Source organism: Oligoflexus sp., assembly GCF_035712445.1.
GTDB lineage: Bacteria > Bdellovibrionota_B > Oligoflexia > Oligoflexales > Oligoflexaceae > Oligoflexus.
Genome location: NZ_DASTAT010000022.1, coordinates 111,536 through 126,773 on the forward strand (window position 1 = coordinate 111,536; position 15,238 = coordinate 126,773).

Here is a 15,238-nt window from a genome sequence, read left to right on the forward strand (position 1 = left end):
ACATGTCAGGGCAGATGCAGGCCCTGAACTACAGAGCAGTAAGACGGCCAACACTGAATACCGCAAGTACCGTCCGACTCTGTTTGCTTGAATAAGCATTCCGTCAACCTCCCAAGAAATCCCCCAGGCCCTCGCCTGCGAAACCTATTCCACCAGTATAGCAAACCGCTGATTTTTCGTATGGATCATTTTTACACAGCGAATGGGCTAATCGGCAGAGTCTGCCCAGGGTATAGCTCATTTCTTTGTAACAGGAGTCAGGGGATTAGGGTATGGGAAAGTGCAGGGAAATCTTGTGAGAAAGGCTTAAGAGGAGCGGACGGGAAGCCCCGTCCCCATTTGATCACCAGGCAGTTTCCACTGCGGATTTTGCGCGTTTTTTGCGGGCTTTCGGCAGTGACGTTGGTTTCGGCAGCGTCGTTGACACCTGACTTACTGCCAGATTCCAAACATCCGTCACGTCACGGGTTTCCTCTTGAACAGGTGCCTGGGCTACAACCGTTGCAAGACCTGTGACAGAGCTGAACTCTTCAGTCTCGCCAGCGTCATCGCGGTAAAGTCTTTCCTCTTCCACTTCGTACATCTTATGGGCCGAACGACGGCGGAGCATGACGACCAGGAAACCGGAAACCAGCATAAGGCCCAAGGCAGAACCGGTATAGACCAGCTCTTCGTAACGCTTGGGTGCCGTTCCTTCCAACTCGGTGGAAAGCATGGCGTTCCACGCCAAAGTCATGGCCTCTTCGTTACTCTGGAAGGCATCAGCCAGATCCGTATAGGTCAGGAGCGCCGATTTTTTCGAGCCCGAAAGAAAGATATGCATCTGGCTCATGGGAAAGCCGTTCAACTGAAAGGCCGTGTAAAGAAGGATGGCGTCGGCTTTCTGACGATAGTCGATGAAGCGGTGTTCAATGACTTGAAACTCGCGCACACCAGGGGCTGCACCGAAATCAGTCTCCAGTTTCTTACGGAGCGAGAGTGCTTCCGTCTCATCGATGGGCCTTGCTTCGTGAATGACGGCGACCGTGATGTTTCGATTATAGGTTGGCTTGCTGTAGTCTTTGATTTTTTCTTCTTTGCGAACTGGCTGCATCACAAGGGTTTTACCCATGAGGTTGGGTTGGATCTGCCAGCCGATGGGTGGCGTCAACGTCAGACCAACTTCCGGGGATGACCAGGGGCGACCTTCAGCAATCCGAGGGACTTCGCCTGCTCCAAGGGCAACGGCCGCAGGCAGGGCCGCGGTGCCTATCGCACTGGCCAAGACTGTATTCTGAATAAGACGAATTAAGGGCTTCATCGACTTCCACTCCACATCAAGATCCAACAACAGCAAGAGCCCCAGGGGGTCTGGGTGCCTGCAAAATGGCATACAAGAGGATCCATGTCAAGAGATGGATTGTCAAAAAGGCCTAATAAGCCGCGGGGCTAACCGCAGCTTTGGTTTAAGCTATTGATATGATTGATGTTCAGATCAGGCTGGCTACTGTCCGCTGGTGGCGATCGCGGCCATTCCAAAGAGGGCTTTGAGGTCCTGGTCGTTGAAGGTCAAGCCTGCACCCAGGAAGTAGTTCGACTTGGGATCTATGGTCGTGGTGCCGGTTTTAAAGCGCGTAGGATCGTCGATCCCGGCCATGGCCATCAGGTGATCGAAGAAAAGGACGCTGGCGTAGGCCTTGATATGCGCGGTCCGCCGGACTGTTTCATTTTTCTTAGCAAAATCATAGACTTCGGTTGAAAGTCGCAGACGATCGTTCCACAGGTAGACATCCGCGGCCACCCCGCCGGTCGTTTCAAAGAGACCAAGGCGGGCCCCAATCCACTTCCAACGCTTGGCCAGCTGCAGGTTGAAGCGCAGGGCCTTGTCATCCTTGATGGACTCCCGCGTTCGCGTATTGGTGGGCCCCAGGCCATCGTCGATAGTTTCCGTGCGGGTTTCGATCGTGCGTTCCGAATAATCGGTGAAACCGATCAGATAATAGGAATCCGGTCTTGTGGTGAACCGCAGGTTGAAATAGGTCTGACTCGTATCATCGCGTCGCATTTCAGTATGCGTATCCACGGATACCTGCAGCTTCGTCACCGGCGCGAGCACCTGCCGCAGATCTTTCAAAGCGGCTTCGACTTCTTCCAGAGCGGCATCGTCATTCACGAGTTTGCCCAGCGTGCCCTGGCCCTTGTCGATTTTTTCCGAGATCTGTTTGATATTGGTCGTGGCGACTTTGACTTCGGCCATGGATTCATCAAAATTAGCCAGGATGCGATCGATTTTCGCACGGTTTTCGGGATCCGTGATCTCTTTCAGCGAATCGGAGACCTCGCGGATATTCGAAACCATCGCCCGAATATCCTGGCGATTCTCGGCAAACATCTCTTTGGCATTGGCGGTCAGCTGCTCGATGTTATCGACGATGTTGCCGATCTTCTGCTCGCCCTTTTTATCCCCCAGCACAGCCGCGAGGTTCTCGGTGACCTTCTTCACGTCCGCTGCTATCGAACCCACGAGTTTGACGACTTCGGCAATATCCGCGGAATCAGGCGAACGGGGAATGTAACCGTTGGGACCGAGCCGCTCTCCGGCGTTCTTTTCCGGGCGTACGATGTCGATGTACTTATCCCCAAGAAAACCCACGGTCCTGACGGCCACCTGGGATCCGGCAGGAATGGGGACTTCCTCAAGCACTTCCAGCTCGACCTCGGTGGCTGTTTCGCTCAGCTTAATCTGTACCACACGGCCTATATTCACGCCGTTGGTCTTCACATGCGTATTTTCCAAAATTCCCGAGGCATCTTTGAGGACGGTATAGTAGCTGACTTTGGATTTGCGATCGAAGAGTTCCGGACTCACGAAGAATATGGCCACGGCGGTCGCGGAAAGGCCTATAAGCGTAAACAGGCCAACTTTAAATTCCGTTCCCATCCGGCTCATGAACTGTGAACTCCTTTTGATCCGTCTTCGGTAAGCAGCTTATCGTCTGCCAGGGCTGTAACTTAACGAATAGGGGCGCCCCTCGTCCAATGAATAAACTCCAAGTTTTACGCTTTTCCCCAGCTGATCTGTGCGCTTGAAAGCACAGCTGTGCAGCCGGGGCCTCAGAAAAACTCCATGGGTCCGTCGACTTTCCCAGCGAAAAACTGCCGAATCACCGGATCCTTCGATGTTCGGAATGCGTCCGGGGGTCCTGCCAGCTGCACCCGCCCCTTGTAAAGCATCACGCAGTTATCCGCGATATCCAACGCGGCTTTCAGATCGTGGGAGATGACCACGGAGGTCAGCTCGGGATCTCGTTTGGAAACTTCGACGATCAGATTATCGATCATTTCCGAAACCAAAGGATCCATGCCCGTCGTCGGCTCATCGTAAAGAATAATCTTGGGCCGATGCACCAGGGCCCGGGCCAACCCCACGCGTTTTTTCTCGCCTGTGGAAAGGGCATCCGGAAACTTCGCCTGAATGCCGGGCAGCCCCACCTGCTCCAAAACTTCTTCGGCCCGATCCCGCATCTCGGGAAACTTCATCCGGGTATGTTCCCTCAAAGGAAACATGACGTTTTCGCCCACCGAAAGACTATCGAACAGCGCTGCTTGCTGAAAGAGCATTCCGAACTTCTTGCGATATTCAAGCAGCTGCTCCTCATCAAATTCCGTGATGTCGTCCCCATCCACCACCACCCGGCCCGTCGTGGGCTTGAGGAGGCCCATGATGTGCTTGATGGTCACGGACTTGCCTTCCCCGGATTTGCCCAGGATCAGCGTGATCTTCCCCTTCGGTATGTGCAGATCCAGCTGATCCAGCACGCGGAAGGAGCCAAAGATTTTCGTAACCTGATGGAACTCAATCATTTCCAAACGATCTGTAAATAGGTGATCACAAAGTCGACGCCGAGCAGGGTCAGAAGCATCATGACCACCGAATTGGTGGTGGCCTTGCCGACACCTTTCGCTCCGCCGGACGCCACGAGCCCGTAGCGGCAGGCCAGAAGCGAGATGATGCCGCCGAAGACGAAGGCCTTTTGCAGCCCGCTCCAGACGTCACGCCAGCTGACGATTCTCGCCATTTTGTCAAAAAAGATGCCCTGATCTATATCAAAGATCCCAAGCGCGATAATAAGCGAGGCTATCTGCCCTGTCAGGTTGAAGAGAGCCACCAGCATCGGCAGCATCAGAAGACTCGCCACAAGGCGCGGGACGACAAGGTAACTGACAGGATCGACGGCCATGGCTTCCATCGCATCGATCTGTTCGTTCACCTTCATGGTGCTGATTTCAGCAGTGATCGCGGCCCCCGCGCGACCGGCAATCAAAAACCCGGCCATCAAAGGGCTCAACTCACGGGCCAGGGCCTTGGCATTGGCGGCCCCCAGCATGCTTTGCGCGCCGAAGAGGACGAAGATCGTTCCCACCTGCAGGCTGACCGCGGCACCGATGAAGAATCCACAAAGAAGTATGATAAAGGTCGATTCATAACCGATGAAGGCCATCTGCTGCAGGATCAGACGGGTGCGCAGGGGACGGCGGAAGAGTTCACGGAAGGCGCGTCCGCAGAAGACCAGGAACTCGCCCACACCCTCGATGAAGCCCACGACCACGTGACCCAAGCCCGTGATGGTTTGGACCATTAGGTTACTCAAGGTACGTGGAACGGCCATGGACGAGGGTCTCCAAGTAAAGCCCGGGAAGGGCCTGAGTGTAGTGTATCAAGTCCAGAAAAGTTAGCGAATACCGCCAAGTTTTTGACCAGACCCCGCTCACGCTTGATGGGTGCGGGCTTCGAGCAGGGCCTCGCTAAATTGCCACAGACTTTCTTCGCTGTGAATCATCTGCCTTTGTTCTTCCAGAAGTAAAAGAGGAACGTCTTTGCCGAAAAGCTGCTGCGCCTGGGCAGCAAGCTTTCCAGCCTGCGAGGCCGCATAAAGATGGCGGCGGCTGATCACATCGAAACCGGGCTTGAGTTCGGTCCAGTGACGGTCGCTGGCTTCCCAGGCCCGAGCGGCCCCCTGCAGCGCAAAGGGGAGATTGCGATTCATGATGACGGTCAGGAGCGGATACTGATTGTTCTTAAGTTCCTGCAGAAGATAGGACGCCGAGCGCACGGCATTATCCGTCGGCGCGGAGACGAGCACGAAGCCCGTCGAGGTCTGCTTGAGCGCGACGGAGACTTCCCGCCCCACGCGGTTGAAGCCGATGATCACCTCTTCCATCAGCACCAGAAATTCCGCAAGGAGCTTCAGCATCTTGACCCCGGTGATGGACGAGATCCCCGCCATCACCTTGCCGCCGGCTTTGAAAATGGCGCCAGCGCCAAGTTTTTGCGCCAAATGAAAGGGTTTGATCATCCAGCTCATCACGCCGTTTTCGATGAAGCCGTGCAGAATGTTGGGCCGCGCGAGGAAATCGAGGGCATGGGTATCAGGCGGCGTATCCAGGACGATCAGATCATAGCGGCCCTGGCTCAGCATCGTTTCAAGCTTCGCGAGGGCCATGTATTCAAGCGGACCGCCCAGATTGCTCGAAACTTCCTTGTAAATGGAGTTCTCGAAGATCTTCGCCGCGATCTTCGGATTGGGCGCGAAGCGCCTCACCATATCATCAAAGACCGCTTTCTGATCGAGCATGGCGGCTTCGACTGAGCCCGGGATTGTTCTTTTCAGGCGAACCGGCGAAAGTTCACTGCCGAGGGGAATGCCCAGGGCATCCGCCAAACGCTTGGCCGGGTCGATACTCAAAAGTCCGACGCGCAGTCCGAGGCGCGCGCCAAGGAGCGCCAAAGCTATGGAGCTTGTGGTCTTGCCCACGCCGCCCGAGCCCACGGTCACCAGAATACGCGAGCTTTTGATCCACGATTCGAGTCCGGATGGATTCATTGCATTCATACACGCACCGCCGCTTGCATCCAGGCCAAAAGCTCGTCTTTGGGCACAGGTTCGTTAAAGGCACCGACTTCAGGCAAACGATAGAGTGGCAGTTTTCTGCCGAAGCTTTTTTCGAATTGCTCCAGCCCTTCCCGCAGACGATCGATGGCCGCCTCTTCGCCGACCACGCGATCCCGCCAGTAATCAAGGCCTGGCTGCAATTCGGCGGGATAATCCGCGGCCTTGAGAGTCTGCGGCAAAGCCGGAAACGTGCGATTCAGCATCACGGCCGCCAGGGGCGCGGGCGTCTCGCCCTGCAGCTTGTTCACAAAATCCAAGGCCTCGCTGACCACAAGGTCCTCGGCCACGGCCACCAGCACCACGGCTGTTTTCTCCGGATCCGCGATGTAAGCCCGGACCCTTTGCGTTTCCTCGATCACCGGGCCCGCCATGCCTGAGTGCAGAACGGCATCCGGGGTTTTCATGAGGGAATGGAAATGCCCCGAGGCATAGCCATCCAGAATCACGAGATCGAAGCGATCCTCGACATCGAGTTCGGCGAAATAATAAAGGCGGCCCAGCAAAGTCAGCTCGGCAATGCCTGGCATCATCTGGATAAAAGAACGGACGATGGGACGGGTGAACACTTTCTGAAACAGCGTCGCGAATCCGAGATGCTTGATCACGAAATCGCGAAAATTATCCTGCGGATTGAGATTGATGACAGAAATGCCGGGTCTTAGTTCGCGAAGGTTATGACCAATTGGCTCGGAACCAAAGAGAGGAGCCAGCTGATCGTGAGCACTGGACTCGACGAGGCAGACTCGCTTGCCCATGGCGCTCGCCATCTGTGCCAGAGCAAAACTGCTCAGGGTTTTCCCGATGCCCCCCTTGCCTGTTACCATGATAATGCGCTTCTTCAACAGCTCAGAAAACAGATCCTGCAAGAGCACCCCCTCAGACAAGATGAACCCGGCAACATAGACGAGGGTCGCAATCAGCTTTTCTTGTCGTCTTCTTTATTTTTATCAGTCAGCTGTGGCGTATCATCTTTCACGCCCTTTTTAAAATTCTTGATGCTTTCACCAATGGCGCCGCCGAGCTTTGGCAATTTGGTCGTGCCGAACAGCAAAACAATCAAAGCAGCAATAATGCCAATTTCCATCCAACCCAAACCCATCATGTCCCGATCTCCTTTGCTATGATTTTCTGCCGCCTAACCAACATAGGGATGCTGGTTATCATATGCTGAGCCTTTTTCAAAGAACAGTCAATTTATCCTGCCCGATCGAGGCCCGTTTGCGAAGCTGTCGGCTGGCCATTCCAGGCTGCAGCCACAAAATACCTCGGCATGTGGGCATCGATCAAATTTTGTTTCAAATATTCACGGAAGGTGGTCCGCTTCTGCTCCCAGTTCATGGCATCGAAGTTCTGCTCCTTCAGACCCGCAAGGTTCAGGCGATCCAGTTTGCTGGAATCGTGGGCCAGAACGTAAACGCCTTTCTGCATCGAGCTTACATGAACTTTCCAGTAGCGCAGATAGCGGCCGTTGCTCAGATGGATCACGACCTGGTTCTGGGGCGTGACTTCATTCGCGGCCCCCAGAATCATGGGACGGGCGGAACCGAAGTGCCCGCTCCACACTTCGCCCCTTTGCCGATGGATGATGCTGAAGGACAAGTTGATGCTCTCAAGGTTCTGGATGCCTTGATAGGAATGGAATTGACGTTCCACGGCCTCCTGCACGTCCTGTTCGCTGATCTGATCGCGCCCCACCCCGGAAAAGAGCGTGCGGAGGACCAGCATCTCGTGCCAGAGCACGGAAGCCAAGGGGGATCGGAGATCCTCGGGTCCATTGAGGCGGCAGTAAACGATCAGATAGCTCTGCTCGCTCATATTGATTCCAAGGTACCAGACCGATTCGCGGGCGCTGCGCAGATGGCCTTCGGTCCAGACATGCAGCCAGGGGCAAGATTCCAGGTGATAGCTGCCCGGGCCGTAACTGAGAAGAGGCAGGCCGCCGTGCGCGGCTTCACCACCCAGATAAGCGCGCAGCCAAATCCCCATCTGGGCGCCGAAGGTATCCAAAAGCTGCCTGAGAAGGGTCGAGTCCTCATCCTGCAGACGGCTGCGTTCCAAAAAGAGAACACCGAGTCCGCGGTTGGCATAACGGATCGGCACCAGGGTATTCATGCTGCGCTGGGCCAGCCGGTCCCCGATCACCATTTCCGTCGCTTGCGGCCGTTCCCCGGACGTCGCGATCGGTTCCGGGTGGGACAGGACCAGCGTGCTTTCCACATCTTCCGAAGCTTCCGGCATGACCGAAGCTTCGACGGGGGAAGCAAAGGTGGTCGGTGGACGCCTTTCGACTATGGACTGCGTCTGACCCTGCATCCACGGGGCATCGCCGACGGGTATCGTCAAAGAGGAGCGCAGATTCAAATAAGGCCCGACATAGGCGATCATCTGCTGCATGCGATCACTCGGCGGTCGACCGAGGGCATCAAAGGCCGCGACATCATTGGCCGTGATCAGGTGCAGCTCGGCGAAAACCAGACGATCATTGAGCAGTTCATAGACTTTGTTCTTGGCTTCCACGAGACCCATGACGTCCGGTTTCAACTGCGGCAGGAGCAGCATGTGCTGAAGGAGCAGAGGATCGATGGCTTCCACCTGCACGCCAAGTTCCAAGCGGCTGTGGCCAGTCAGATCATCGGCAGATAGGTGGCCGAGGTCCCGCGCGGTTTTGCGGGCCATGGCCACGACCATATCCAGACCGAGCCTTTGCGCCTGCTCGGCGGCTTTCTGCACGTAATCCACCCGCACGACGGCACGCTCCTGGAAGAGGTGGCGGCCGAACCAGAGTTCGGTCAGGAGTTCCACCAGGGGCTGCTGCATGATCTTCGAACGCTTCAAGGCGATGTCGAAAAGCGGCTTGATATCCTTGCCGCCCATGACTTCCTGCAGACGCGCAACGGTCAGAATAGGGATGGCCCGACGTCTTTGCCTGGGTTCTTCCGCGAGTTTCATCAGGCGCAGAAGGGTCGGCTGCACGGATTGCGTCATCAGAAGTTCCTCGCCGTATTCAAAGGCGAAGACTTCGTGGAACAGCGTCACGTACAGCAGGACGAAGTCGATTTCGAAGGGTAAGAGCAGGGGATTTTTCAGATCATCATGGAAGAGGAACAGGGCCTCGTAATAGGCGCCGCGTGCCTTGTCTTTTTCACCTGCGGCGAAGCTCACGATGCTTTCGGTGATGCGGAGGAAGGTATCCGCACGGCGATTGGTGGCCTTGCTGCGTTTTTCGATGAAGCTGCGATAGCTGACTATCAGATCGCGCTGCCCGGAAAGGAGCAGCCAGAACAGGTACATGGCGACCGCCCGCGGCGTCAGCCAATGACGGATGGTCAGAAGGCCAGGCAGACTCTGGATGAGGCGCGTGAGTTCCTTGCCCTGGGCCTGGGTGAAGGCCAGGAAGATGCGGCAGATTTTTTCCTGCATCGCCGGCAGAAGGAAGTCCGGGTTTTCCAGGCCCTTTTGCATGCGTTCCAGGTTTTCACGCGGATCTTCGAACTTGCCCTGATACTGGTCGATGATCAGAGTCTGAATGAAGGACAGGTAACCGAGTATCGCATCCCAGCGCTGATCATAGGCGCGTTCGTGGATCAGATCGAGCAGCTGATAGGCTCGTGCCTTCAGGCCCATGAAGGCCAGGATCAAAGCATGATCGCAGAGGAGTCGCAGAGCCAGATCCTCGGGGACGGGCACCTTGCGGCAGCGGCTCAGAAGAGCGGTATGATAGACAAGGCCAAGGCGCTTATCGTAATTGAAGCCCGCCGACTGTCCTATGAAATAGAGCAGGAAGGGATGGAAGGTCTGCTGTTCGTTTCGATCCGGCACCGCCTCCGCCTGCTTCAGGATCTGAAGGGGAAGGCTATAGGAAAGCGGCATGACCACGGACTTGAACATGACCCACGCGGCTTTGCAGTAGCTCAGGATATTCAGGCGAATGACCGGGAATTTCAGGGCTTCGAAGGCCTGGACCAGTTCGCGCAGGGTCGAGGCCACATGCCCGCTGACAAGGCTCAAATGCAGGAGCTTATAGGTCGCGTACGAATATTCCATCTGGTTCAAACGCAGCTGCTTCAGTTCCTTATAGATCTGAGCCGCTTCCGCATAATCCCTTTGCGCGAAGAGGATATCGGCGAGGCTGTGCAGGATGGTTTTCTGCGCCTGCACCGTGGCTGTGGATTCATTGTGCCAATGACGGACCAGAACGCGGGCGTTCGCATAGTAACGCTGCGCGGTCAGGAAAGCTTTGACCTCGATGGCTTTCGCGCCGGCCCGCATATTATAGACCAGCGCCTTTTCCACCATCTTCTGATCCGATGCCATGTCCTCGGGCAGGGCCTGATAGAAATGATGGGCCAGGGTAAAGATGGTCTGGGCCCGGCCCTCGCTCGGGCTCTGCTCCAAGCGCAGGGCCACCAGCCGATGCAGCTCGCAGCGCCTTTGCAGGGGAATGGTATCCAGGATCATTTCGCGGATGCTGCGATGCGTGAAGGCGAAGGCCCGCGTTTTCGAGCCGGTGACAGGATCCTGGCTGCGGGTCACGAGGCCATTGGTAAGGGAGAACTGCAGCACCTGCATCACGCTTGAGTCATTGAACTGCTGCTGCACGCGCAGGGCATCGGCCGTGAAATGCATCCCGACGATAGCCGCGACTTCGAGGATCCGCCGATCACTGGCTTCCATCTCATTCAAGCGGTTCAGGGTAAGGTCGATGGAATTCGACTGGATTTCCGCCTTTTCGATCTCGTTCAGATTAAAGCGCCAGTAGCCCTCATCATCGAGGCTCAGAAGTTCCTGCGCCACGAGACTGCGATGCAATTCCAGAAGATAGAGCGGATTGCCTCCGGTTTTTTTCTGCAGGAACGCGAGGAACTGGGGATCCATGCTCTGCGAAAGATTGAGGATCGACCGATTCAAGCGTGCGACATCATCCGCCTTCAAGGTCGCAAGCTCGATCTCGGAATAACGGCGACGCAGCTTGCTGAATTTGGCTAAAAACCCTTGGAAATTGGCCCCTTCATCGTCACCGAGGGGTCGGTGGCCGATGATCAGGAAAAAGCGCTGCGAGTTATTGTGGCTGAAAAAGCGATCGATCAGTTCGAGGCTCTTGTCATCCACCCACTGCATATCATCGAAGAAGAAGGCAACCGGCTCCGAGTCGCTCGCAAGGCAGCGGGTGAAATCGGAGAAGGCCTTGGCAAAGTCATTGAAATCGAACTCGCGCTCCTGCTCCAGGCCGTTGCGCACATTCTCGTCGTCCTGCTCTTCATCCAGATAGGGCTTGAGACCCTGAACGATCTGGGCCACCATGGGCGCGGTCGGGCCCAGAAGGGTGCGCACCTTTCGTTTGATTTCCTCCGCTTCCACGGCCTGGGTTTTGTGCACATGAATCAAATACTCATTGAAACCGTTGGCCAGGGCGTTGAAGGGAAGGTTGTTCTCATGCCGCGAAAAGCTGGTGCTGATGTAACGAATCCGATGCCGGGCCAGATAGCCCCTGAATTCCTTGAGCAGTCGGGTCTTGCCGGTTCCCGCGGGACCGCGGATGACAGCGAGCCGGCTGCGGCTGTTTTCCTTGGCGATCGCGTTGTAGTTGCTGACCAGGTTTTCAAATTCCTCCTGGCGGCCCACCATTTCCATGTTGCTCGGCAGGATGTTCAGGCGATCATAACGGCCCAGTTGAAAGCGATGCTGGGTGCGGCCTGAAGCCAGGATCTTCCGCACGCGCTGCAAATCGACGTGCAGTCCGAACGCTGTCTGATAGCGATCTTTGGGATGCTTCGCGACCAGCTTCATCACGATATCATTGACGATAACCGGGATGTCCGGCCGCAGGGCTGTCAAGGGTTCCGGGGCCGCGTGGGCATGGTCGCGCGCCAGCTTTTCCCGCGTATTGCCAAGGAAGGGCGGACGACCGGCCAGCACTTCGTAGAGCATGCAGCCCAAGGAATAAAGATCCGCGCGGTGGTCGATGGGCGCATCCAGGTACTTGCTGTTCTCGGGCGCCATATACAAAGGGGTTCCGGCGATATCCAAAAGACTGTCGTCGCTGGAATAAAGATCGAGTTCGGTGAGGTGCGCGATTCCAAAGTCGAGCACCTTGACGACAAGGCTTTCATCACTGTCCGCCGTGCGTTCGATGATGATGTTCTGCGGTTTGATATCGCGGTGGATGATGTTCTTCGCATGGGTGTACTCAAGGGCGGAGGAAACCTGCAAACCCAGCTGGAAGAAGAACTCCAGGCCTTTGCGACCACCCTTGGTCAGCGATTCTTTCAGGTTGTGGCCCTGGGCGACTTCCATCACGATGTAATAACCGCTGATCGAAGCGTTGCCAGGCGAGCGATCCGGTTGGTAAAGTCCCAATTCGTGGAAGGCGATGATGTTCGGATGGCGAAGACGACTCATCAGGGCGGCTTCCCGCTGGAAGCGCAGAACGTCTTCGTAATCGAGGCTGTCCCGTTCGATGACTTTGATGGCCACCTGCTGCGAGGGGTCGGCAAAAGGAATGGCACTATAGACGCGACCCATCCCGCCCCCACCGATTTCCCCGGTGATGCAGTAGCGATCGGCTATATTTGTACCCACCCAAAGACTATGCCGGCTCACAGATAAATCCTCTCTTTTGCCGAAACGACCTAAAAACCTCCCCGATTGTCACTGGTCCTGACTGGTTTTTCGGCGAAAGGACGAAAGTCCTTAAGGTCGGGAATTTTTCCTGCTAGAAAAGTGTGGACGCTTGTTGCCCCAGTTACTGTTTCTGGATCAAGAACTCGGAAGGAACGCTATGTCAAGTTTGGCAGGTCAATCAGAAGCCCCGGTGAACAAAAACTTTTTTTTGGACAGGCGGCATACCAAGATCATCGGCACGCTCGGTCCCTCGTCGTCGACCTATGAGGTGCAGAAACAACTGATTGAAGCGGGTTTGAACATCGCCCGTTTGAACTTTTCCCACGGCGATCACGATACCCACGCCCGGAATATCGAATCTATTCGACGCGCCAGTGCAGAGCTGGGTCGTCCCGTTGCCCTCTTGCAGGATTTGCAGGGTCCCAAAATTCGTGTGGGCCGTCTGATCGGCGGTCAGATGGAAATTCAAAGCGGCGAAACCTATCGCCTGCGTTATGGCGTCGAGCAGGATGACCCCAAGGTCATTCCCATCGACTACCGCGGCCTGGTTCACGACGTTAAAGTCGGCCAGCGCGTGATGATGGATGACGGCCTCCTGATTCTTCAGGTTCACGCCGTGCATGATGATTCCGTGACGGTTCGCGTGGAAGACGGCGGCCTTTTGAAAAACCGGAAGGGCGTGAACTTCCCGGATTCGAAACTCTCCCTGCCGGCCATGACCGACAAGGACAGCAAGGACCTTCTCTTCGGGATCGCCAATCGCGTTGACTACGTGGCGCTTTCCTTCGTGCAGGATCCTGCGGATATTTACCAGATCAAGGCGATGATCAAAGCCCTCGGTTCGGATGTTCCGGTCGTGGCCAAGATCGAAAAGCTGCCGGCTTTGGAGCTGATCGACGAAATCGCCCGAGCCGCCGACGCCTTGATGGTCGCGCGTGGTGACCTGGGCGTGGAAGCCAACGTCGAACGCGTACCGAATCTTCAGAAAAAAATTATTGCGGCCGCAGCCCGTGCCGGCAAGCCTGTGATCATTGCCACCCAGATGCTGGAATCCATGATCACCAACCCACGCGCCAGCCTTGCAGAAGTTGCGGATGTGGCGAACGGTGTGCTCGACGGCGCTGACTGCCTCATGCTGTCGGGTGAAGTGGCGAGTGGCCGTTATCCTGTCGAAGCTGTGAAACGCATGGCCACCATCATTGAGCAGGTGGAAAATTGGACCTTGAAACGGCCCTCGCGCTTCGACATGGTCGAGGCTTTGAATCAGCCGGAAACCTGGGAAGTGAACGAAACCGTCGCGATTTCCGCCTGTGAAGCGGCTGATACTTTGAAGGCGAAGGCCATCGTGTGTCTGTCCCTCACCGGATCCATCGCACGTTCGATTTCGAAATGGAGGCCGAGCACGCCGATCATCGCGATCAGCCCAAGGGCTGATGTCGCAAGGCGTCTGTCCCTGGTTTGGGGCGTGCACGGCATGCCCAACCAGGCCTTTTACAATACGGATACGCTGCTGCAGAATCTGCCCGTCGTCCTGAAGGAACTAGGCATTGTGGAGTCGGGGGATGTAGTGGTGATCACGGCAGGTATCCCGATCAATCAGATGCGGCCGTCCAATATGATTAAAATCAACCGGATACCGTAATATCATGCCGCTGACCATGTTTCTGCCGTTGCGCTTGCTACGGTAGAGCATGACGTCAGCGCCCTTGATCAGATCATCCGACTTGCCTTCGAATCCAGGATCCACCCAGCACATACCAAAGCTGCCCGTGAGTTTGATCGTGTACTGCTCTTTTTTGAAGACGCTGCGCATGATCAGATCCTGGATGCGTTCGGCTATTTCCCACACCGCGGAGACCGACTGCGAAGGCACGCAGACGATGTATTCATCCCCACCATAACGGGCGGCGACCGCATCTTTTCCCAGCACACCGGAGTGCGCGATCAGGCGACCGACTTCACCGATCACAAAACTGCCCACGAGGTGATTCGCACTGTCATTGATCTTCTTAAAATGATCCAGGTCGAGCATGATCACGCCCAGACCGTAATCACCCTGCCGACAGCCTTTGACAAGCTTTTGATAGTCGATGTTGAAGGCCCGCATGTTGCTGAGGCCGGTCAGCTCATCGGTGAGGCTCAGCATCTTCAGCCGGTGATTCACCGAACGCAGGCGGTCAGTCATCGCTTTGAAGCGGAAGACCGAATTCACCCGGGCCACGAATTCGCGATCCGAGGACTTGCCATCAATAAAATCATCACCGCCGTGATTGAGGACCTGCTCAAACACGCGGTCATCGTTTTGAACCTCCTGACTGAAAAAGACAAAACCCGTGTGTCTGTCTTTTTCCCCAGTGCGAATGTCCCTGCAGAACTGAAGACCTTCTTCACCGCCGTGATCGAGGTCGATGACGACCAGATCCGGATGCAGTTTATGGAAAACCTCAGCCGCCTGTTCACCGCGCGTGGCGCTGACGACGTGATCTATGCGATAGAGCGAATCTGGGTTATGATAGTGACGTGGATCGGCGAAGACCGTCCACAGCCGACTGGGTGTACCCGAAGCCGCTTCGATGATCAGAACTTTCATCGATTTTTTGCCAGGTTGCTTCACAGAATACCTCAAAGTAAAGCTGGGCCACCACCTTTCTTGAGATATCGGCCATGCTGCTATTTGTTTAAGG

10 protein-coding genes are annotated in these 15,238 nt (G+C 55.8%); 1 reads left to right on the top strand and 9 read right to left on the bottom strand.

The genetic code is table 11. The features are described from left to right. Nucleotides 1-343: 343 nt before the first annotated feature. The 8 genes from VFO10_RS04390 to VFO10_RS04425 all read right to left on the bottom strand — a co-directional run bounded on the left by VFO10_RS04390 (nt 344) and on the right by VFO10_RS04425 (nt 12,533). Complete coding sequence (locus VFO10_RS04390; RefSeq protein WP_325137461.1) at nt 344-1,300, bottom strand: hypothetical protein; 957 nt, start codon at nt 1,298-1,300, stop codon at nt 344-346. Nucleotides 1,301-1,483: 183 nt separating this feature from the next. Continuing rightward, nucleotides 1,484-2,929 (bottom strand): MlaD family protein, encoded by a 1,446-nt coding sequence (locus VFO10_RS04395; protein ID WP_325137462.1) that lies wholly within the window; start codon nt 2,927-2,929, stop codon nt 1,484-1,486. 164 nt (nt 2,930-3,093) lie between these two features. After that, entirely contained in the window at nt 3,094-3,843 is a 750-nt protein-coding gene (locus tag VFO10_RS04400) for an ABC transporter ATP-binding protein (protein ID WP_325137463.1), read from the bottom strand. Further along, the gene (locus VFO10_RS04405; RefSeq protein WP_325137464.1) at nt 3,840-4,649 is read right to left on the bottom strand and encodes an ABC transporter permease; all 810 of its coding nucleotides are present in this window, start codon (nt 4,647-4,649) and stop codon (nt 3,840-3,842) included. The genes VFO10_RS04400 and VFO10_RS04405 overlap by 4 nt, the downstream gene beginning before the upstream one ends. Before the next feature lie 99 nt (nt 4,650-4,748). Next, nucleotides 4,749-5,873: an ArsA family ATPase gene (locus VFO10_RS04410; RefSeq protein ID WP_325137465.1), complete on the bottom strand. Its 1,125-nt coding sequence runs from the start codon at nt 5,871-5,873 to the stop codon at nt 4,749-4,751. Beyond that, nucleotides 5,870-6,757, bottom strand: a complete 888-nt coding sequence (locus tag VFO10_RS04415; RefSeq protein WP_325137466.1) for an ArsA family ATPase — start codon at nt 6,755-6,757, stop codon at nt 5,870-5,872. The genes VFO10_RS04410 and VFO10_RS04415 overlap by 4 nt, the downstream gene beginning before the upstream one ends. A gap of 92 nt (nt 6,758-6,849) precedes the next feature. After that, complete coding sequence (locus VFO10_RS04420; RefSeq protein WP_325137467.1) at nt 6,850-7,035, bottom strand: twin-arginine translocase TatA/TatE family subunit; 186 nt, start codon at nt 7,033-7,035, stop codon at nt 6,850-6,852. 92 nt (nt 7,036-7,127) lie between these two features. After that, nucleotides 7,128-12,533, bottom strand: a complete 5,406-nt coding sequence (locus VFO10_RS04425; protein ID WP_325137469.1) for a protein kinase domain-containing protein — start codon at nt 12,531-12,533, stop codon at nt 7,128-7,130. Between the two features lie 178 nt (nt 12,534-12,711). Between VFO10_RS04425 and pyk the strand changes: the two genes are divergently transcribed. Next, on the top strand, nt 12,712-14,196 hold the full coding sequence (pyk, locus tag VFO10_RS04430; RefSeq protein WP_325137471.1) for a pyruvate kinase: 1,485 nt from the start codon (nt 12,712-12,714) through the stop codon (nt 14,194-14,196). Here the strand turns inward: pyk and VFO10_RS04435 are convergent. Beyond that, a complete protein-coding gene (locus VFO10_RS04435) occupies nt 14,095-15,168 on the bottom strand; it encodes a diguanylate cyclase (protein WP_325137473.1) in 1,074 nt (357 codons plus the stop codon). The genes pyk and VFO10_RS04435 overlap by 102 nt on opposite strands. Nucleotides 15,169-15,238 lie beyond the last annotated feature (70 nt).